This window comes from Fulvivirga ligni (genome assembly GCF_021389935.1).
In the GTDB taxonomy this organism is placed as follows: domain Bacteria; phylum Bacteroidota; class Bacteroidia; order Cytophagales; family Cyclobacteriaceae; genus Fulvivirga; species Fulvivirga ligni.
The window spans coordinates 2,909,845-2,931,775 of record NZ_CP089979.1; the positions used below are offsets into that span (position 1 = coordinate 2,909,845).

The following is a 21,931-nucleotide window of genomic DNA, read 5'->3' on the forward strand; positions in this document are numbered from 1 at the left end:
AAGCAAAATAAAATATTAACCAGTTTAAAGGTATTGTAATAAATGCAATTATCAACCATTAATTCTAGAAAAGGTTGGATCGGAGTAATACTTTTACTTCTAATAGTGATATCTAACCTCAGTGCTCAGACCCAAAATAGTTCGGGCATAATTGATTTACAAATTAAGGATAAAAAGCTCTCTGAGGTTTTAAAGCTCATTGAGGATAAAACAGATTACGCCGTGGTGTATTCAAATGATGTTTTGAATTATGAACACCCTATTTCATTGAATATCAAGCAGAAACCAGTTTCTGAAATCCTTAAATCTCTTCAGAATCAGTCTCCGATTTTATTTGATATTAATGATGATGTCATATCCGTAAAAATGAAAGAAGGCTATGAGTCAGAGAAGAATACCATAAAAGGAAAAGTTACTGACAGCAATGGAATGGCCTTGATAGGCGCCACTGTGCTAATAAAAGGTACCACCAAAGGTACTACTACGGATGTAGAGGGTAACTATGTTCTGGGTACTGCTCCTGCATATGGTGTTTTGGTATACTCCTACATTGGTATGGATAGCCATGAAGAAAACATTGCCAATAGAAGTCTGATCTCAGTAACACTTAACGAGAAGACAGAGATGATCAATGAGGTGGTGGTTACCGCTTTGAATATTCCTCGTGAAGAAAAGTCTTTGGGATACTCTGTAGCCAAAGTTGAAGGGAAAGAACTATCAAATTCAATCACAGGAAACTGGCTAAATAATATGTCTGGCCAGGTGCCAGGCCTGTTTTTTGCTCAGGCGGGTAGTGGTCCCAGCGGTTCTATTCGTGTAACCTTAAGAGGAGATCAATCTTTGAATTATGGAAGCAATGAGGCGCTATTCGTAGTAGATGGGGTGCCTATTTCTTCAGGCATGACAGCAACAAGAGACGTCTCTAACTATGCTCAGGCCGATGCTCCTGTGGATTTTGGTAATGCTGCCAGTGAGATTAACCCTGATGATATTGAGTCTGTTTCAGTGCTAAAAGGTCCGGCTGCAGCAGCATTATATGGTTCAAGGGCAGCAAATGGTGCTATCATTATCACTACAAAGTCAGGCAGAAAGAAAAAAGGAATAGGAGTGACGATTAACTCCTCAGTAAGCTTTGAGCGCGCTGGTTATTTCCCTGATTTTCAGACAGAATATGGAAATGGATCTGATAGAGGAGCTCAAGAGTATTCACTCTGGGAAATATCTGAGGATATGGCTCCTGACGGAGTGCCGGTATCCAGAAACTATTCTCGCTACACTTTCGGTGAAAAGTTTGATTCTAATGAAATGAGGTATCTATATGCTTCTAAAAATTGGGAAACAGGCGAATTCACAAAGCTGCCATGGCAGTATCAGGATGATTGGTACACAGGCCTTTTTGAAACTGGTGTAACTACTAATAATACCATCACCATCAGCGGAAACAACGGTGAAGGTACTTCTACACGCTTTTCTGTTACTGACTATAGCAATGATTGGATATTGCCTAATACAGGATTCGATCGTCAAACTGTATCATTAGCACTTAAAACACCTGTTACAGACAGGATCAGCCTTAGTACCAAGGTAAACTACTACCATAAGCAAAGTGACAACATGCCTGGGGGTGGCTATGATGAGGTAAATCCTATGTACTCTTTAGTGTGGGGCTTCAATGTAAACAGCATGAAAGACTGGGAGAATGAGTATACCGAAGGTCGCTATAATTATGCTAACTGGTCGGCTCAGGGAGAAAATGGCCAAGGATTAGTTTTCCCTTCAGCGAACTCTTTCAACCCTTACAGAACGCTTTATGAGCAGCTAAGCACTCAGGATAAAGATCGTGTTTTGGGTAACATGACTTTAAGTATTGATCTTTTGAAAAACTTAACCCTGGATCTACGCTCTGGTCTTGATTGGTCAGATGAATTCCGCACACAGAGAAAGCCTTTTTACACGGCAGGATATCAGAATGGCTTTTATAGAGAGCAAAGTGTGAGAAGGTTTGAAAACAATAATGATTTCATGCTAAGGTATCAGAATGATGACTTACTGGAAGGTTTAGGTCTATCGATAATGGCTGGCGGAAACAACAGGGTGAGTAAGTATTATAACAGTAAAATAACGCTGGAGCAATTAGGAGAAGAGGGGATTTACCATACCAATAACCTTCCTCCAGGCGTAAATCCTGATCCTTACAATTATAGAAGTAAGAAGGTGGTGAACAGTTTGTATGGTTTAGTTTCTTTGAGCTGGAATGATACCTACTATCTGGATATCACAGGTAGAAATGACTGGTCTAGTACTTTGGCCAGAGGTTACTGGTCATATTTTTACTCCTCGGTCGCGGGTAGTGTGCTTTTAGATGAGCTATTTGATTTACACACTTCTGCTTCATGGGTAGACCTTTTAAAGGTTCGCTTATCATGGGCTAATGTAGGTAATGACACAGATCCTTATTCATTAGATCAGTATTACGGAAACACTTCATTCCCTGGTGGTTATGTGCTTCCGGGTACTATTCCTGATCCTGAGATTCAGCCTGAAAACGTAGAAAGCTGGGAAGTAGGTGTAAGCGGAAAGCTATTTAGAAACCGCATTTCATTTGATGTTACTAAATATTATGCATCTACTACAAACCAGATTGTATCAGTAAATGTAGATCAGGTTACGGGTGCTACGGGAATGAAGATCAATGCTGGTGAAATCAGAAATGAAGGTATTGAAATAGCCGCTGGTTTTGTGCCTGTAAGAAAGAAAAACTTTGAATGGTCTTTTGATGTAAACTGGTCAAAGAATAACAACAAGCTAGTGAGCTTACAAGATGGTTGGGATCCTGAAGAGCCGCTACAAACAGACATGGGTACCACTATTGGTAACAGAACCTATGTGTATTCTTATGTAGGTCAGGAGATGCATGTTATCTATGGTAGAGGTTTTCAGAGGGCACCTGAAGGTGCATTCTATATTGACGAAAATGGCAACCAGGTAGATGCTTCAGGTATGCATATTGTTAACTCTGATGGATACCCTGTATTAGATGAGGCGCCCGATAGAAGAATAGGGAAGGTTAATCCTGATTGGAGAGCAGGCATGACTCAACGCATCAGATATAAAAACCTTACACTGTCAGCCGTATTTTCCGGTCAGGTAGGCGGACATGCCTTTTCTGTAACCAACTTCGCACTTTCCTATCAGGGTAAGCTAAAGAATTCATTAGAAGGCAGATATGACGGCCTTGTGCATGAAGGTGTAAATGTAAGCACAGATGCAGATGGAAATGTTACTTATCAGAAAAACAATACTGTAACCAGCAGCATTCAGACCTACTATAACACCTATATCTGGAATAGGAATAATACGGAGATGAATACCTTCAGTACCTCTTATCTGAAGTTGAGAGAACTAAGGTTAGACTACAGATTACCGCAGTCCATTTGTCAAAAAACAGGCATTCTACAAAACGCCTCAGTGGGTGTTTTTGCTACTAATGTTTTTTGCCTGTCAGACTTTCCTCAGTATGATCCAGACACAGGTATGCTAAACGGTTCTAACATCTATAAAGGAATCGAATCCATGTCATTTCCTATGACCCGTTCATATGGCTTCAATGTTCAACTCTCATTTTAATAATACCATCAACATGCAAATATTAAAGAGAATACTCACCATCGGGCTCATGGCTTTTATTGTAAGCTGTACCTCCGATTTTGAAGATACAAACACTAACCCGAATACAACTACTGTAGGTGAAATTCAGGCTACGGGTATGTTTGAGCCCTTACTTTATAATGGAGCTAATGGCTGGTTAAATTACACCTGGTTCTGGAATGATGAATTAATTCAGTTTACCGCCTTCACAGGAGGTACTACCAGACAAGAGCATAGATATTTTATCAGCGATGGTAACTGGCAAAGTGTATGGAATTTTTACGCCCGATATGCTAACAATGCTGTGCACATGTATGACCTCAGCGTAGAGCAGGAAGATGAATCTTTACAAGCAGTAGCACTAACCTTAAAGGTGCTTTATATGTCTAACCTTACGGATATGTTTGGCGATATTCCTTATTCTGAAGCCTTTACTGCAAACAAGCCTGGAGGAACTACCAAGCCTAAATTTGATTCACAGAAAGAGGTCTATGAGCAAATGTTTGCTGAGCTAGAAGCTGCCAATGAGCTGTATGCCTCAAACCCTCAATTCAGAAAACCAGAACTTGATGGCATGTATGGCGGATCTATGGAAAGCTGGAGAAAGTTCAATAACTCACTGTATTTAAGGTTATTATGTAGAGTAAGTGGCAGGTCTGAAATGGGAGTTGGTAGTAAAATGACAGAAATGCTCAGCAATCCGGATAGGTATCCTATTTTCACTTCTAATGATGATAATGCTACCGTAATCTTCTCAGGATCTGATCCTTATAGAAATCAGTTTGCGCTGTCTAATGAAGGTGACTTCACCAGTTCTGGTCGTAAGCTTACCGAGCAGTTAATCAAGATGACGGTAGTTACTGAAACGGATGGATCTCAGGTATATGAAGACCCTCGATTAGCCATAATTGGGAAGAAAAACCCAAGTTTAGATACTAATCCTGACGGCATTTGGATTGGAACAGTATCAGGTGGTACTGAGGAAAATCAAGGGACAGATAATAGAGGTTCTTCATGGTTAAATGCAGCTGTATTTTGTAGAGCCGATGCTCCAGGATGGTTCATGGATTATGCTGAGGTTCAGTTTATTTTGGCTGAAGCTGCATTGAAAGGATATATCTCAGGTGGTGAGACTGCCGCCAGAGAATATTATGAGCAGGCCGTTACTGCTTCTATAGAAAAATGGTCTGAGTTTGGTACATATAGTGAGGTGCCTGTGGCTGTTACCTCTGAAGATATAAGCACATTCCTTTCCTCTGATCTGGCCTCTTGGGACACCGCAGGCGATAAAGCTGAGCTTATCGGTAATCAGAAATACCTGGCGTTATTCTGGGTGGGCATGGAAGCTTACCATGAATACAGAAGAACAGGGTTTCCTGAGCTCACTATAGGTCAGGGTACCGTGTATAATGATTATACGCTGCCAACCAGGTTCGCTTATCCTACTACCACCATGGCTACCAATAGTGATAATGCACAGGCTGCATTGCAAAATATGGGTGGTGAAAACAATATGAAAACACCAGTATGGTGGAGTAAGCAAGCCATTGGACAATAATCAATTGATCAAGTTAAAAAGACATACAAATGACAAGTAATAGAATATTAAGCATTGGAAAAATGATGATGTTCATCTTTTCTATAAGCTCACTGTTATTCGTTTCCTGCTCTGATGATGATAGTACAGAGGGTGAAGCCTACTTTACCATTGAAGACAACCCTACTGGTTTAGCAGTAGGCGTGGAAGGTGTTTCAAAAAGTTATGTAGTTCGTTCTAACAGGCCATGGCAAGTGGTGGCACAAGGTGATGCGGATTGGGTGAAACCATTTCCAGCTGAGGGAGAAGATGATGGAATTTTTAGATTTATTGTTGATCCAAATGCAACGTTAGACGCTCGTAATGCCAGTTTTTCTTTCATGGTAGATGGTCAGGAACAGCCGGTTTTATTTTTAGTGGAGCAGGTGGCCAATATGCCTTACATTACTATTATAGATGCAGAAGATGGTTTCACAGTACCTGCTGCAGGTGGCGAACTTAATGTGGGAATAGACGCCAATATAGCATGGACTTACACCATTGAAGAAAATAATTGGATTAGTGAAACGGATGTAACTGACTCACAGATTACTCTGGTAGCCAATAAGAACGCTAAAGACGCGAGAACTGTGAAGCTTACTGTGAGCTCCCCGGATTTTCCTGCGTTAACTCAAGAGGTGTCCATTACTCAGTCAAGAGGAAGTGTGCTTTTGGAAGAGGATTTCAGCTGGTTGTCTTATGGTGATGCCATTCCTTATGTTACTTCTGGGGAGAAACGCTATGACTCGTGGACTGAAGAGGAAAAAAATCGTGGTTGGTATAGTACCCCGGTAGAAGTGTCTTCTAATCAGCAAATTGTCTACGCTCGCCAGGGTTTTGTGAAGCTGGGTAAAACCAATTATGGAGGAGATATGATTTCTCCAAAATTGCCAATCGAAGGCACCGTAACCCTTCAGGTTACTTTCAAAGCGGCCGCTTATATCTCAGCAGGAGGAAATGTTGATGACAGAATTTTAGTGATCAATGCCTTGGGAGCAGGAGAAGCTAGCGTGGCTCAAATGCAGATTGATAATATCCCTAACTCTCAGGCTGAGGATGAAGCAGGGGTGGTGAATGATATCTGGGCAGAAGACAGGAGCTACACATTTACCATTACAGGAGCCACTTCAGATACACAAGTGCAATTTCTTGGAGGTGCCTACGAGTTGAGTGGCATAGGGCAGGGTAAGAACCGCATATTCCTTGATGATATAAAGATTGAAATAGTTGAATAAAAGAGAGATGGATCAAACAAGAAGAAAGTTTATCAAAGCTGGTAGTTTAACTACGTTGTATGGTTTAAGTGGTTTGGGTTTTGGCTTTGTAAGCTGCAAGAAGGATAATGTGATCGATGAGAATAATGTGCTTAATATCAGTGGTGTATCTATTCCTTCAACACTTGATGTTACAGCCGGTCAGGAGGTAACACTCACGGGAAAGGGTTTTAAAATCGGAGACCAAATAGAAATGAAAACTGCAGATAACAGTGCTTTTACAAGCACTGTTATCTCAGTGACAGATACCACTGTAACGTTCCTTTTGCCGGATGGAATTAGCACTGGAAATTATAACCTAACCGTGATCAGGGGGGCTAAAAGCCTGTTTTTAGGAGGAGTGCTAATCAATCTCATTGCTAATGTAGATCTTCCTGATAAAGCAGGAATGACTGTGAAAGGCCTTGTTTATTGTAATGGTGTAGGTGTTGCCGGAGTGGTGGTTTCAGATGGTTATGAAGTGACCACTACAGATGATAAAGGACGGTATTATTTGCCTTCACAAAAGAAAACAGGCTTTGTATTTATCTCAGTGCCTGGTAATTATGAAGTGGTAACGGACGGCAATGCACCGCAGTTTTTTAAGCGACTGAGCAATGCTGTAAATACAGTAGAACAAAAGGATTTCTCATTGATAGAGGCAAATAATGAAAAGCATGTGGTAGTTACTATGGCTGACTGGCACCTGGCCAACCGTAATAATGACCTGGATCAGTTTACCAATAAGGTCTTGCCTGACGTAAATGCCACAATCAATAAATACGCTGCCGATGGCACCAAGGTGTATGTGTTAACACTTGGTGACCTTACCTGGGATCTGTATTGGTATAATAACAATTTTGGACTGCAAGAGTATCTTCCATACATGAATAAGCTGGCTTGTCCGGTTTTTAACCTCATAGGTAATCATGATAATGATCCTTATGTAGCTAATAATGACTGGGAAGCAGAGGCCAAATATAGAGATATCATTGGTCCGACCTACTATTCTTTCAACCTGGGCAAAGTACACTATGTGGTGTTAGATGATGTGGAATATCTTAATTCCGGTGGATCAGAAGGAGTAATTGGAAGTAGAAATTACAATGAGAAAATCGTTTCGGAGCAAATGGAATGGCTGCAGAAGGATCTGGCAACCATTACAGATAAGAGTACTCCAATTGTAATAGCCACTCATACTCCATTGTATAAAAACCCAACTTTGGATGTTAATGGAAATCAGGTTGATACACTTGATCTTTCAAATGGTGGTTCTTTGATTAATAGCTTAAAAGAATTCTCCACAGTTCATGTCCTCACAGGTCACACACACATTAACTACTCAGTGGAGGAGGAATCAAATGTGATGGAGCATAATACAGCTGCTATTTGCGCTACGTGGTGGTGGACAGGGAAGAATGGTTATGCCGGAAACCACATCTGCAAAGATGGAAGCCCTGGTGGCTATGGCATTTGGAAAATGGATGGCCAGAATATCGAGTGGTTGTACAAAGGCATTGGCCATGGAGAAGATTATCAGTTTAGGGCTTATGACCTAAATGAGGTTCATATTACCGCAGCCGAATTTGCTCCTAAATCGTCTGATAGTTTACTTGAGCCTTATGCGGGACCTTATGCACAGAAAAGTTCTGGTAATGAGGTGCTTATCAATGTCTGGGGCTATGATAGTGAATGGAAAATAGAGGTTTCTGAAAACGGTAACAAGCTGGGTGTTGACAGGGTTTATGCTTTAGATCCTTTGCACATCATCTCGTATGATGCACTGAGACTCAATGCGGGAGCCACACCAACAGGTGCTTTTACTACCACAGAAACTGCTCATTTATTTAAAGCAGTAGCTTCAGCGCCTGATTCTACCTTAGAAATAAAAGTAACAGACCGCTTTGGTAATACCTACACTGAGAGTATGGTTAGGCCGAAAGCATTCAGTTATGATATAAGATAGTTTGTTTGATTAAATACGTTTAATTAGTGAAAGGCTACAGAAATTCTGTAGCCTTTTGTATTCTAAGAAAGAAGTGATGGCTTATTAATAAACGTAAATACTACACTTATTATTGCAAAGGTTAAGCCATTCAAGTAGTTTTACCCTTATTTGAAGTTCAAATTTTTATCATTCTCATGATCAAGCGATTATTCATATTTACCATTCTTTTATTTCAAATTCAGGCCGGTTTTGTCAAGGCTCAGGAAAGGAAAGTGCAGACACTAAAAGATGGTTGGAAATTTCACAAAGGAGAGGCTGGGGGAGCAGATCAAGCCGATTTTAACGATGCCAAATGGCAGTCTGTTACGGTACCGCATGACTGGGCTATTTATGGACCTTTTGATAAGGAGATAGACAAGCAGGTGGTGAAAATTGAGCAGAATATGGAAGAAAAGGCCACTGAAAAAACGGGAAGGACAGGTTCTTTGCCATTCACCGGTGTGGGCTGGTATAGAAACCACTTTACTTACACTGTGCCACCAGGCAAGCAGCTCTTGCTCACTTTTGATGGAGCCATGAGCAATGCAAAGGTGTATGTGAACGGAGAGTACGTAGGCTCTCGTGCTTATGGCTATAGCTATTTCTACTTTGATATTACTGACAAAATAAAGCATGGAGAAGAGAATGTAATCGCCGTAAGGCTTGAGAATCAGCCGTTTTCGTCAAGATGGTATCCTGGTGCAGGTTTATACAGAAAAGTACAGTTAATCGAAAAAGATAAAATTAGCTTTCAGCACTGGGGACATTACATCACCACGCCTTTCATATCGGATGATGTGGCCAGAGTCAACATCAAATCAAAAGTGCAGGGCAACGGTTTACATATAGAAACAGAGATTACCGATGCTGACGGAAAGGTGGTAGCTACTCATAAGGAAAGCACTCAATATGATGATGAGTTGGTGCAAAATATCTCCGTATCGAATCCGCATCTCTGGAGTCCGGAAGATCCTTATTTGTACACCGCTACGCTAAAGCTGTTTCAGGGTAACGAATTAAAGGACTCTCAGAATATTCGGTTCGGGATAAGAAGTATTGAGTATGGCAGGGAAAATGGCTTTGTACTCAATGGAAAACCCACTAAGTTCAGAGGCGTTTGTTTGCATCATGATTTGGGTCCGCTAGGAACGGCTGTGAATAAAGCAGCATTAAGAAGACAGCTCACCATTTTGAAAGATTTAGGCTGTAATGCTATTCGCTCTGCGCACAATATGCCATCTATGGAGCAGTTGGAGCTTTGCGATGAAATGGGATTTCTCTTCGTGGCAGAAAGCTTTGATGAATGGAAAAAGCCCAAGGTGGAGAATGGATACAACCTGTATTTTGATGAGTGGGCAGAAAAAGACGTTGTTAACTTGGTACAAGCTACCAGAAATCACCCATGCATAGTGATGTGGAGCGCTGGTAATGAGGTGCCTGATCAGTGGGGGAATGAAGGGGTGAAGCGAGCCAAGTGGCTTCAGGAGATATTTCATAGAGAAGACCCCACCAGACCAGTTACCGTGGGTATGGATCAGGTGAAAGCGGTGATGGAATCAGGTTTTGGGGCTTTGCTCGATGTGCCTGGGCTTAATTACCGCGTGCATTTATATGAAGAGGCCTATGATAAATTCCCACAAGGATTCATCCTCGGCTCCGAAACTGCCTCTACCGTGAGTAGCAGAGGAGTTTACAAATTCCCTGTAGAAAAGGCTGTTTCAAAGCAGTATGATGACTTACAATGCTCTTCCTATGACCTTGAATATTGCAGCTGGTCTAACCTGCCAGAAGATGATTTTGTGCTTCAAGATGATAAGCCCTGGGTAATAGGTGAGTTTGTATGGACTGGCTTTGATTATCTGGGAGAACCTACTCCTTATGATGAATTCTGGCCGTCAAGAAGCTCTTATTTCGGTATGGTGGATCTGGCGGGCATCCCAAAAGACAGATATTACCTATATCGAAGCAGATGGAATAAAGAGGAGGAAACTTTGCATATTCTTCCTCATTGGAACTGGAAAGGCAGAGAAGGAGAGATCACCCCAGTATTTGTTTACACCAACTATAACAGCGCTGAATTATTCATCAATGGCAAAAGTCAGGGTGTTGTTACTAAGAACGACTCCACCAAACAAGACCGCGACAGGCTCAGGTGGATGAATGTAAAATACGAGCCAGGAACAGTAAAAGTGGTGGCCTTTGATGATGCTGGAAAAGCCGTGGCTGAGAAAGAAATAAAAACCGCCGGTGCCCCACATCACATAGAATTACAAGCAGATCGATCCGCTCTAACAGCTGATGGTCAGGATATTAGCTTTATTGCAGCCACTGTGGTAGACAAAGACGGCAACCCATGCCCTCTGGCAGATAACCAACTGAATTTCAAAGTATCAGGAGCCGGCTCGTTCAGAGCAGTATGTAATGGCGATGCCACCTCACTAGAAATCTTCCATCAGCCCACCATGAAAGCCTTCAATGGCAAACTGGTAGTGCTGGTACAGTCATCCAGGAAAGCCGGAGATATAAAACTCACTGTTTCAGGAAAAGGCCTGAAGAAGGCTGAATATTCTTTAAAGGCGGAGTAATGACCTCACCCAAACCCTCTCCTAAAAGGAGAGGGCTTTACACCCTTCTCCTTGAGGAGAAGGGCCGGGGATGAGGTGAAACTAAACACACTCATCTCAGTCATTTCGACGGCAGGAGAAATCCATGAATTAGATTAGTATTTCACCCTAAGGTATTACCGACTGGTCTCAAGTCTGGATATTTGCGTCGAACCATTGCGTTGGGTATTACCTCACCCAAGCCCTCTCCTAAAAGGAGAGGGCTCTTTACTCCCTTCTCCTTGAGGAGAAGGGCTGGGGGATGAGGTGATTAATTTCTTTGTATTCTATAACTACTACTTATTGTTTCCCCTACCTTTACACCTCACTATTTAATTAACAAACACATATGTTCGACGGCTCTGATTATCCAAAATCTCTTGATGAAGAACTCTTTAATACCTGGCTGGAAAATGGCCGTGAGAGCAAAATCAGTTATACTCACCTTCTAGTGGTGTGGGATGATTTTGAGGCTGATTATATGGCGGTTTATGTTGAAGATAGATCGGAGATAGAAAAGTATGAGAAATACGAGTCATCTACAGGGAGAGAATCCCTGGTAGCGGCTTATGATTTGTATTCCGAATCCAGGATTGCCTAAATAATCGTATCAAACTAATCTGATGTTTGGTTTGATTTTCTTAACTTTAATGTATGAGTGAGAAAATTGAAAGATCCGTTTCTGATTTTAATAATGAGCTTAAGCTCAAAGGCTTCAATGTGTTTCAGATTGAAAAAGATGGAAACGCCACGAAAACGTATAGCAGAAAGGATTTTTATAAAATCTGTCTCACCACCGGAAGGAGCATCATCCATTATGCGGACAAGAGTTATGAGCATGAAGGCACGGTCTTGTTTTTCGGAAATCCTCATATTCCTTATTCATGGGAAACGCTTTCTACCACTTATGTAGGCTATACAGTGTTGTTTTCTGAAGACTTTTTGCAACTTTCTAAACACTCAGAAAGCCTTCAGCAGTCACCTTTATTTAAAATAGGAGGTACACCTTTACTCACCATCTCAGAGGCGCAGCGAGAATTTCTTAATGGTATATTCATCAAAATGATCGAGGAGCAGAACTCAGAATATTCATTTAAGGATGATGTGATTAGAAATTACATTCACCTCATTCTACATGAGGCTATGAAAATGGAGCCTTCTGAAAACTTTGAGCAGCACAAAAATGCAGCATCTCGGCTTACTTCTGTGTTTTTGGAATTGCTAGAACGACAATTTCCTATTGAAACCACAGAAAAGCCACTTAACTTAAGGACTGCACAGGATTATGCCAATAATCTTTCTGTGCACGTGAACTATCTAAATCGCGCTGTAAAGGAGGTCACCGGAAAGTCTACCACTGCTCACATCACCGATAGGATAGTTAGTGAAGCTAAGGCTTTGCTGCAGCATACTGACTGGAATATTAGTGAAATCGCCTACTCTCTAGGTTTCGATTATCCGACCTATTTCAATAACTTCTTTAAAAAACACACCGGCTTTACGCCAAAATCAGTACGTGTCACTGAGGTTTGAAATTCTTAATCTTTGATTTGATTCTTATTAACCCATAGCGCTGGGGCTGATCTACCTTTGTCTAAGAACTTAAATATAAAGGTATGAGTAGTTCAAATTTACCATTCTCGGAAGAGAAGATTTTCAAAATGCTTAGGGAGGGAAAGTCTATAGCTATGGATGATCCTGATTATAGTCAAATAAGTAAGGCTGCGGCTGAAATGCGTAAGCTCGTTACCAGGCTAAATCAGGCTGAGGACAAAGATGAGATAAGAGAAATATTGTCGGCAATTATAGGCGCTGAGTTGGATGAAAAAACAAATGTATTTACTCCGTTCTATACCAATCTTGGCATCAATATAAAGCTCGGTAAAAATGTATTTATAAACCACGCTTGCAGCTTCCTGGATATAGGAGGGATTACTATTGAAGATAATGTAATGATAGGGCCTCGTGTCAATATCACTTCAGAAGGCCATCCTATTGATCCATTAGAGAGAAAAACTATGGTTCCAGCCGCTGTAACGGTGAAAGAAAATGCTTGGATTGGGGCCGCGGCCACCATATTGCCAGGTGTTACTATAGGTGTAAATTCCGTAGTGGCGGCAGGTGCAGTAGTAACTCAAGATGTGCCTGATAATGTTGTTGTTGCAGGCGTTCCGGCGAGGATAATTAAACATTTGGCACCATAAAATCACCATTAGTTTGATTTCCTTAATTATAGGTTTGATTCTTATAATAACCCCTCTGCACCATACCTCCTTAATATAGTGTAACCAATTTGATCACTAAAAGAACACATTATGAAGTATAGATTACTCCCCTTTTTGATTGCAATCATCATTATAACAGCAAGTTGTAATCAAAACACAGAAACTACTACTCAAAGCAGTACTGCTGATACTAGTGAAGAGTTAAATTTCATTTTTCCTAAAGGGCAAAAAGGCCCGGATAAAAACTTCACCGGCAATGCCTATAACATTGGCCTGGTGAATGATTCTACACTTACTACCATAGTGGGAAATGTCTATTTCGAGCCCGGCGCACGTAGTAACTGGCATACGCACCCTGCCGGGCAAATACTGATTATCACAGATGGGGTAGGCTATCATCAGATAGAAGGGCAACCTATTCAGGTCATAAAGAAGGGAGATGCAGTGACATGCCCGCCAAATACCAGGCATTGGCATGGCGCCAGCCATGATACAGGTTTGCAGCAGATGTATGTGGTTCCAAACATAGAAAAAGGAGTGGTAAACTGGATGGAGGCTGTAACTGATGAGGTGTACGATCAGGCTAAATAATTAAATAGTATATGGAGGATTTTAATAAAAGAAAACATCCGTCAAGAAGGGCTTTTGTGCAGCAAACGGCGGTGTTGGGAGTAGGGGCTTCACTGGTCAGCCCAGTGAGCTTGTTCGCTCAAAATAATTCAAATCAAAACAAGAACATGAGTAAAAACATAAAAACAAAAGGGTATGCAGCGAAGGATGCATCAGGTAAATTGAGTCCGTGGGAGTTTGAGAGAAGACCTGTAGGAGATAATGATATACTTATTGATATAAAATTTGCTAGCATTTGTCATTCAGATATTCATCAGGAGAAGGGCCACTGGGGCGAGCAGCAGTATCCTCAGGTTCCTGGTCATGAGATAGTGGGCGTGGTAGCCGCTGTAGGTAAAAACGTGACCAAATTCAAGGTGGGTGACAGAGCCGGTGTAGGCTGCATGGTAGACAGTTGTATGGAATGCGAAAGCTGTACCCATGGGGAGGAGCATTTCTGCGAAAGAGGTGAAACTCTATTTACATATGGAGCACCTACGGATGCTGAACCTACGGGAATCACTCAGGGTGGTTATTCAGATAAATTGGTGGTGAGAGATCATTTTGCTGTCCACATTCCAGCTAATATCACTTTTGAAGAGGCTGCTCCATTGCTTTGTGCGGGTATTACTACTTATTCACCTTTAATGAGAGCTCAATTTAAAATTGGAGACAAAGTGGGCATAGCTGGTATTGGTGGTCTGGGACATCTGGCGGTGAAAATTGCAGTGTCTAAAGGTGCTGAAGTTTATGCTTTCACCACTTCTCCGGATAAGGTGGAAGATATTAAATCATGGGGCGTGAAAGAGGTCATCGTAGTTGATAAAGAGTTTAAAAATATGAATGCATATGCTAAGAAGCTCGATTATATGATCAGCACGATTCCTTATCAATTTAATGTAACACCATATGTGATGTGCCTTAAGCCGGGTGGTACATTCACCTTTGTGGGCATGCCAGAGAAGTCTGAAATTACTATTAATAATCTGATGCTGGCATTTGCAAGGGTGAACTTCAATTCATCACTCATTGGAGGTATTCCTGAGACCCAGGAAGTTGTAAATTATTGTGCGGAAAATGGGATTCGTCCGGCAATAGAAATTATTGATGCTGAGGAGATTAACGGAGCCTGGACTAAGGTGATTGATAAAAAAGCCCGCTACCGTTATGTGATCGATGCATCTACATTTTAATCATTAAAACATAGAATTATGACAACATTACAAGAAAACTATACTTTATCTAATGGAGTAAACATACCAAAACTAGGGCTGGGAACCTGGTTAATAGATGATGATAAAGTAGCAGAAGCCGTAAAGGCTGCCATAAAATTAGGCTATAGACATATAGATACTGCACAGGCTTACCAAAATGAGCGAGGAGTAGGTGAGGGTATCAGAGAAAGTGGGATGAAAAGAGAAGAGCTTTTCGTTACTACTAAGCTGGCCGCAGAGGTTAAATCGTATGATGAGGCAGTTAAGTCCATCGATGAGTCGATCAAAACTTTAGGGATTGATTATATTGATATGATGATCATTCATAGCCCGAAACCATGGCAGTAGTTTAAAAGTGATAAGCCTTACTTCGAGGAAAATAAAGCAATTTGGAAAGCTTTAGAGGAGGCGTACAAAGCTGGTAAATTAAAAGCCATTGGTCTATCCAACTTCGAAATAGAGGATGTTCAAAACATACTTGATAGCTGCGAGATAAAGCCTATGGTCAACCAAACCTTGGTGCATGCAGGTAACAGACCCGCTGAGCTGATCGATTTTTGTGAGAAGAATGGTCTTTTGGTAGAGGCATATTCACCAATTGGTCATGGAGAATTAATGAAGAATGAAGAGGTGAAAGCTATAGCTGAAAAGTATGATGTTTCGGTTCCCCAGCTAGGCGTTAGGTATGATTTACAGCTTGGTTTATTGCCATTACCAAAAACAGCTAATCCTGATCATATGAAATCTAACGCAGCTGTAGACTTTGTGATTTCAGATGAAGATATGGATACGCTCAACGGTATTAAGATCAAAGATTACGGTGAGGCCAGCAAGTTCCCGGTATTTGCCAATTAAGTTTTGGCATCTTAAACTGAAGAACGACAAATAATCAAATTATAACTAAAGAATAAACATCATGGAAATTATAAAAAACGGCGAACAGCCATCAGTAAAACCACCCGAAGAGTATTTTACAGGTAGTGTTAGGTTAGATCCTTTATTTGCGAAGAAGGACTCCACCAAGGCTGCCGGAGCATTGGTCACTTTTGAACCTGGTGCAAGAACGGCCTGGCATACGCACCCTGCCGGGCAAACTTTAATTGTGCAGTCAGGAGTAGGTTTAGTACAGCGAGAAGGTGGTCCAATTGAAGAGATAAAGCCAGGTGATATCGTGTGGTTTCCACCTAATGAAAAGCACTGGCATGGAGCCTCAGCTGGTAAGGCGATGAGTCACATAGCTATTCAGGAATAAGTTGATGGAGAGGTAGTTACCTGGATGGAAAAGGTGACTGATGAGCAGTATAAGTCATAATATAATGCCTCATTTACAGATAAAATTATTGGAAGGGAAAACCGAAGAACAGAAGAAAGAACTATCTGATGCTTTGGTGAAAACCGCTATGGAGATACTTCATTATGGTGAGGAGTCATTCTCAGTCTCTATTGAAGATTTTACCTTGGATCAGTGGAAGGGTGATGTTTATCCTAAACAGATTCTGGGAAATAAGAATTTGCTATATAAATATCCGGGAAACGAAATGTGATGCCAGTTTTGGTCATAAATATGCTCACAGGCATTCATGATTTATGAATGCCTGTGAGTTTTAAATCTTTTATTAATGAATAATATACAAGGCTTAAATGTAGAAGAGATTAGGGAGGTTGCTTCTAAAGATGATTTTAAAATTGCCCCTTATTACTCAGATGGTGAAACTTACGGTACTCTCACCTGGATTTGGTCTGTGAGTGTTGAAAATAGGTTGTTTGTAAGAGCGTATAGTGGTGTATCCGGTAGATGGTATCAATCGGCCTTAGCTCAAAAAGCAGGTAAGATTACAGGTGCTGGCCTAGAAAAAAATGTGCGGTTTCAGTCTGTTAAAGACGATGAGTTGAATGATAAAATTGATCAGGCTTACCGAGAGAAATATCATAATAGTTCATATCTGAATTCTATGATGAGTAGTAGGGCAAAGGCAGCTACTATAGAAGTAATATAATTATTGTTGACACCCATCTAGGATTATTCAATCACCTGGATAAACAGGTCTTTAGACCTTTCTTTTTAATTATTCTGGAATCATAGCATTTCCAAAGTTTAAATCAATATCATTGCGCCATGCAATGGTTTTCCTTTATGGGAAATTAAAAGGGAATCCGGTGTGAGTCCGGAGCTATCCCCGTAGCTGTATGCTCTTAAAGGCTACTTTCAAACAAGTCACTGTTATATTTAATGGGAAGGCGGAGAGTAGTGGAGTAAGCCAGAAAACCTGCCCTTCGCATAATGTATAAAGACTTTCGGTGGAAAGGTCAGATATGAATTACATCAATCGTTAGCGTTGCGCCTTTTAATAATGCGCAAGGCCTTATGTTCATATTTATTCAAATAAGCCATTCCACAGAGCATTTATTGATAAATCATGAATTGATTAAAAATGATCTATTATATATCTGGTGGAGAGCGCTCTGGCAAGAGTAGCTATGCGCAGAATCTGGCTTTAAGCCTTTCAGATAATCCTGTTTATCTTGCTACCTCCCGTAATTGGGATGCTGATTTTGAAAAGAGGGTAAAGAGGCACCAAAGTGATCGTGATGAACGATGGGAAAATATTGAGGAAGAAAAGCATATTGGTGCTATTGATCTTCATGAGAAAGTGGTGGTGGTGGACTGTGTTACTCTATGGTTAACTAATTGGTATTCAGATCTTAAGTACGATGTTGAGGCCTGTTTAGAAAGTGGTAAAGCAGAATTGAAACAACTGTTTGAGCAAGATTGTACACTAATTATCATTTCTAATGAAATAGGTATGGGTATACATGCGCAAACAGAGGTAGGACGTAAATTCACCGAGTTACAAGGCTGGATGAATCAATTTATAGCAAATAAGGCAGATGAGGCCGTTTTTATGGTGTCAGGCCTGCCGTTAAAACTTAAGTAACATGATAAACAAGAGCAATTGGGCTATCGAACCAGTACCTCAGGATTTAGACGAGGCTATCTGGAGTAAGATTAATCAGAAGACTAAGCCAGTGGGGGCTCTTGGTGTTATTGAGGAAATTGCATTTAGGGTGGCTCGAATACAACGGAATTTGAGTCCATCGTTAAAGAAACCGACAGTAGTAGTTTTTGCCGGTGATCATGGTATTGCGAAATCTGGAGTAGTAAATCCTTACCCACAAGAAGTTACATATCAAATGGTGATGAATTTTCTGCAAGGCGGAGCGGCAATTAATGTGCTTGCCAGATCTGCAGGTATGAATGTTCAGATAGTTGATGCTGGAGTTAATCATAGCTTTGATAGATCCTTACCCTTAGTTCATGCTAAATTAGGAAATGGCACTAAAGATTATCGTTATGGAAATGCCATGGATCTACACATTGCAGAACAGGGATTAGTAAAAGGTGCAGAAATAGTAAATGATCTGCATAACGTTGGCGTGAATGTTTTCGGTTTTGGAGAAATGGGGATAGGTAATAGCTCTTCTGCAGCGCTAATCATGAGTCATATCTGTAACCTGCCAATTGATGGATGTGTAGGCAGGGGAACAGGCGCGGAAGGAGATTTCCTTAATCAAAAGATTAATACATTGCAAGAGGTCGTGGCTTTTCATCAGCTATCTGAAGAAAGCACATCTCTACAAATCCTGGTAGCCTATGGAGGTTTTGAAATAGCGCAGATGGCTGGTGGTATGCTGAAAGCAGCGTCACTTGGGCATGTTATTTTGGTGGATGGCTTTATTTCTACCAGCGCTTATTTAATAGCACATAAAATTAACCCTGCGGTGAAAGAATATGCTCTTTTTTCTCATCGATCTAATGAACAAGGACATGAAAAGATGCTCCAATTTTTAGATGCTAAACCTATTTTAAGTCTCTCATTGCGATTGGGCGAAGGTACGGGGTGTGCGGCCGCTTTCCCAATCATAAAAATGGCGGTAGATATGCTTAATGATATGGCAAGTTTTGAAAGTGCGGGCGTAAGTAAATCAGAATGATCAAGAGGGAAATACGCATATTTTTTACGGCCTTAATGTTCTACACCAGAATACCCTGTCCGAAATGGGTTGGTCACGAACCAGAGTATATCAATCTGTCGGTCAGGTACTTTCCTCTAATTGGTTGGCTGGTAGGATTCGGCGCTTTTGCGGCCTATTATCTCACAACTTTTTGTCTGAATAGCTGGGTAGGTGTCATCATATCCTCAATTGTAACTGTATTAATGACAGGAGCTTTCCATGAAGATGGCTTTGCTGATGTTTGTGATGGTTTTGGTGGCGGCTGGACCAAGGAGAAAATCTTGATGATAATGAAAGATAGCAGGGTAGGGGCTTACGGAGTAGTAGGATTGATATGCCTCTTTGCTTTAAAGTTCGCTTTATTGATATCCTTATCGGAAGAGTTAGACATGCTATGGATATTCATCACCTGGATTGTAGCACATACCTTAAGTCGTTTCTCAGCTTCCGTTTTCATCTTTACCGACAGTTATGTGCAGGATACAGATGTTTCAAAGGCCAAACCCGTAGCTAATCAGGTGTCTATGAAGAACTTGTGGTTAGCGTCTATATTTTCTGTAGTACCACTGCTGTTTTTGATTATTTACTCTCATCAATGGCCTTTTTTAATCATTTTTGCTGCCCTCACCCTGGTGTTTCTCTATCTCCGTCGCTACTACAACAAGTGGATAGGCGGCTACACCGGTGACTGTCTAGGGGCAGCCCAGCAAATCTTCGAAGTTATTATTTACATGAGTATCCTTGGTGTATGGAAGTTTATTTAATTCGACATACCGCGCCAAAGGCCATGAAGGGCATATGCTATGGTCAAAGCGATGTTGAGCTGGAAGATACTTTCACAGCAGAGGCTGAAAAGGTTTTAGACCAACTTCCGGGAAAGTTCGATGCAGTATACAGCAGTCCCTTATCTCGCTGCAAGCGGCTGGCGGAATTAGTGGTACCAAATCATGTGAAGTATGATAACCGTCTCAAGGAAGTTAATTTTGGCACCTGGGAACTCCAGCCCTGGAACAACATCCCACCATCAGAACTCAATCCCTGGATGAAAGATTTCGTCAACCTATCTCCACCACAAGGAGAGTCATTGCTAGATCTGCATCACAGAGTACTTGAGTGGTGGCAAGAGGTGCAAACTGAAAACCCTGGCAAAATAGCCATCATCACTCACGCAGGAGTTATTCGAGTACTGCTGGCTGAGTTTAGAGGTATTCCGCTAGATAAATGCTTTAGCGATATTTCTGTTGAGTATGGGGAGGTGGTTTGTAGTTCAGTGCTATGATTTTATTTGCCAATACAAAACTTACTAAAGATATTCGCCAACAAATCATCTGTAGTAATCTCACCAGTGATCTCTCCTAAATAATGTAATGACTGCCTAATATCCATAGCTAAAAAGTCGCCAGTGATATTGTTGCCGAGGCCGTTGAGGACATCTTGTAGGGCATTTCTGGTTTTAAGTAGATTGTCATAGTGGCGAATGTTGGTTACTAGGGTGTTGCCAGACTTGAAGTTGTCAAGATTAACCTCTTCTAAAATTCTATCTTTCAAAGCGTCCAGATTCTCTTTGGTGTTAGCGGCTATAAGTATGGATCCCTTTACACCTTCCACAGCTGATTTTAGTTCTGGCTGAGCCTTGTCAATTTTGTTGCCCACCACTATAAACGGAATACCCATATTTTCCAGCTTGTTGATGTCGCGGTTGAAGTCTACAACATTGTCATTGGCCAGGTCAATCATATATATAATAAGAGAGGCCTTTTTCATTTGAGCCTGCGTTCGCTCCACTCCAATTTTTTCAATCGTATCTTCAGTTTCACGAATTCCAGCTGTATCAATAAACCTAAAGGTGATGCCGCCCAGGTTAATTTCATCTTCTATCACATCTCTGGTGGTACCTGCAATGTCAGATACAATAGCCTTTTCTTCGTTTAATAAGGCGTTGAGCAAAGTAGATTTACCAGCATTGGGCTTACCTGCAATTACGGTGGGTACACCATTTTTAATGACATTACCCAGGTCAAAGCTCTCTATTAAGGCGTTGATTACTTTCAGCAAGTTGTTGATCAGGTTCTTTAAGTCATCTCTGTCAGCAAATTCTACATCTTCCTCGCCAAAGTCTAGCTCCAGCTCTATCATAGAGGCAAAATGTATAAGCTCCTCCCTTAGCTGGCGAATTTGCTCGGAAAAGCCACCACGCATCTGGTTAAGAGCGGCTTCATGCGAGGCCGCAGAATCAGAATTGATAAGATCGGCTACAGCCTCAGCCTGGGCCAGGTCAAACTGGCCATTTAAAAAGGCTCTTTTGGTAAATTCCCCAGGTAGAGCCAGTCTTGAGCCGGCAGCTAGAAGAACTTTAATTACTTGCTTTACAATAAAAGGAGAGCCATGACAGCTGATCTCTACGACATTTTCTTTAGTAAATGATTTTGGTCCTACAAATAGAGATACCACCACTTCATCAATCACTTTTTCTCCATCTCGTATAGTGCCGAAATGTAGTGTGTGGGTAGGCTGCTTCTCCAGGTCTTTCCCTTTAAATACACTGTTACATATTTTAATGGCATCATCGCCAGAAAGTCTTATAACCGCTATGGCACCTACGCCTGGTGCTGTAGAAAGAGCTACTATTGTATCTTCAGTGGATCCTATGTGTTGACTCAAAACGTTCCTTATTTTATTGATATGCAAATGTAAGCACATTAAAATATACATGCACTTTTAAGTCAGAGAGATAACGAATAATAGCTATGCTCTTGAACTTCACGTATTAAGCTATTATATTGAACGGTCTTTAGTTTTTTG

At 41.1% G+C, this 21,931-nt stretch carries 18 protein-coding genes, 1 pseudogene and 1 riboswitch; of the genes and pseudogenes, 18 read left to right on the forward strand and 1 reads right to left on the reverse strand.

Annotation, left to right across the window (positions count from 1 at the left end):
• Positions 1-42: 42 nt before the first annotated feature.
• From LVD16_RS12465 to cobC, 18 genes and pseudogenes are all read left to right on the forward strand, one after another.
• On the forward strand, positions 43-3,627 hold the full coding sequence (locus LVD16_RS12465; RefSeq protein WP_233774275.1) for a SusC/RagA family TonB-linked outer membrane protein: 3,585 nt from the start codon (positions 43-45) through the stop codon (positions 3,625-3,627).
• Between the two features lie 13 nt (positions 3,628-3,640).
• Positions 3,641-5,206, forward strand: coding sequence for a SusD/RagB family nutrient-binding outer membrane lipoprotein (locus LVD16_RS12470; RefSeq protein ID WP_233774276.1), 1,566 nt, complete (start codon positions 3,641-3,643; stop codon positions 5,204-5,206).
• Positions 5,207-5,235: 29 nt separating this feature from the next.
• Positions 5,236-6,459, forward strand: coding sequence for a BACON domain-containing protein (locus tag LVD16_RS12475; RefSeq protein WP_233774277.1), 1,224 nt, complete (start codon positions 5,236-5,238; stop codon positions 6,457-6,459).
• A 7-nt stretch (positions 6,460-6,466) separates the two neighbouring features.
• Positions 6,467-8,443, forward strand: coding sequence for a calcineurin-like phosphoesterase C-terminal domain-containing protein (locus LVD16_RS12480; RefSeq protein ID WP_233774278.1), 1,977 nt, complete (start codon positions 6,467-6,469; stop codon positions 8,441-8,443).
• Positions 8,444-8,619: 176 nt separating this feature from the next.
• Positions 8,620-11,049, forward strand: coding sequence for a glycoside hydrolase family 2 TIM barrel-domain containing protein (locus tag LVD16_RS12485; RefSeq protein ID WP_233774279.1), 2,430 nt, complete (start codon positions 8,620-8,622; stop codon positions 11,047-11,049).
• A 367-nt stretch (positions 11,050-11,416) separates the two neighbouring features.
• Positions 11,417-11,668: a hypothetical protein gene (locus LVD16_RS12490; protein WP_233774280.1), complete on the forward strand. Its 252-nt coding sequence runs from the start codon at positions 11,417-11,419 to the stop codon at positions 11,666-11,668.
• A 53-nt stretch (positions 11,669-11,721) separates the two neighbouring features.
• Entirely contained in the window at positions 11,722-12,600 is an 879-nt protein-coding gene (locus LVD16_RS12495) for a helix-turn-helix domain-containing protein (protein ID WP_233774281.1), read from the forward strand.
• An 83-nt stretch (positions 12,601-12,683) separates the two neighbouring features.
• Positions 12,684-13,271, forward strand: a complete 588-nt coding sequence (locus LVD16_RS12500) for a sugar O-acetyltransferase (protein WP_233774282.1) — start codon at positions 12,684-12,686, stop codon at positions 13,269-13,271.
• 111 nt (positions 13,272-13,382) lie between these two features.
• Complete coding sequence (locus LVD16_RS12505) at positions 13,383-13,883, forward strand: cupin domain-containing protein (protein WP_233774283.1); 501 nt, start codon at positions 13,383-13,385, stop codon at positions 13,881-13,883.
• 11 nt (positions 13,884-13,894) lie between these two features.
• Entirely contained in the window at positions 13,895-15,094 is a 1,200-nt protein-coding gene (locus LVD16_RS12510; RefSeq protein WP_233774284.1) for an NAD(P)-dependent alcohol dehydrogenase, read from the forward strand.
• An 18-nt stretch (positions 15,095-15,112) separates the two neighbouring features.
• Positions 15,113-15,970: pseudogene (locus tag LVD16_RS12515) on the forward strand (aldo/keto reductase).
• A 61-nt stretch (positions 15,971-16,031) separates the two neighbouring features.
• Positions 16,032-16,367: a (R)-mandelonitrile lyase gene (locus LVD16_RS12520; protein WP_233774285.1), complete on the forward strand. Its 336-nt coding sequence runs from the start codon at positions 16,032-16,034 to the stop codon at positions 16,365-16,367.
• Positions 16,368-16,431: 64 nt separating this feature from the next.
• A complete protein-coding gene (locus tag LVD16_RS12525; protein ID WP_233774286.1) occupies positions 16,432-16,659 on the forward strand; it encodes a tautomerase family protein in 228 nt (75 codons plus the stop codon).
• Positions 16,660-16,734: 75 nt separating this feature from the next.
• A complete protein-coding gene (locus tag LVD16_RS12530; RefSeq protein WP_233774287.1) occupies positions 16,735-17,112 on the forward strand; it encodes a DUF2255 family protein in 378 nt (125 codons plus the stop codon).
• A gap of 108 nt (positions 17,113-17,220) precedes the next feature.
• Positions 17,221-17,405, forward strand: a riboswitch (cobalamin riboswitch).
• A gap of 142 nt (positions 17,406-17,547) precedes the next feature.
• Positions 17,548-18,051 carry a bifunctional adenosylcobinamide kinase/adenosylcobinamide-phosphate guanylyltransferase gene (locus LVD16_RS12535; protein WP_233774288.1) on the forward strand — a complete coding sequence of 168 codons (504 nt, stop codon included), beginning with the start codon at positions 17,548-17,550 and terminating at the stop codon, positions 18,049-18,051.
• Position 18,052: 1 nt separating this feature from the next.
• The gene (gene cobT, locus LVD16_RS12540; RefSeq protein WP_233774289.1) at positions 18,053-19,108 is read left to right on the forward strand and encodes a nicotinate-nucleotide--dimethylbenzimidazole phosphoribosyltransferase; all 1,056 of its coding nucleotides are present in this window, start codon (positions 18,053-18,055) and stop codon (positions 19,106-19,108) included.
• Positions 19,105-19,893, forward strand: coding sequence for an adenosylcobinamide-GDP ribazoletransferase (locus LVD16_RS12545; protein ID WP_233774290.1), 789 nt, complete (start codon positions 19,105-19,107; stop codon positions 19,891-19,893). Before cobT ends, LVD16_RS12545 begins: the two co-directional genes overlap by 4 nt.
• Positions 19,878-20,408 (forward strand): alpha-ribazole phosphatase, encoded by a 531-nt coding sequence (cobC, locus tag LVD16_RS12550; protein ID WP_233774291.1) that lies wholly within the window; start codon positions 19,878-19,880, stop codon positions 20,406-20,408. Before LVD16_RS12545 ends, cobC begins: the two co-directional genes overlap by 16 nt.
• Positions 20,409-20,410: 2 nt before the next feature.
• Here cobC and mnmE read toward each other — a convergent pair whose 3' ends face one another.
• Positions 20,411-21,790 carry a tRNA uridine-5-carboxymethylaminomethyl(34) synthesis GTPase MnmE gene (mnmE, locus tag LVD16_RS12555; RefSeq protein ID WP_233774292.1) on the reverse strand — a complete coding sequence of 460 codons (1,380 nt, stop codon included), beginning with the start codon at positions 21,788-21,790 and terminating at the stop codon, positions 20,411-20,413.
• Between the last annotated feature and the right edge of the window lie 141 nt (positions 21,791-21,931).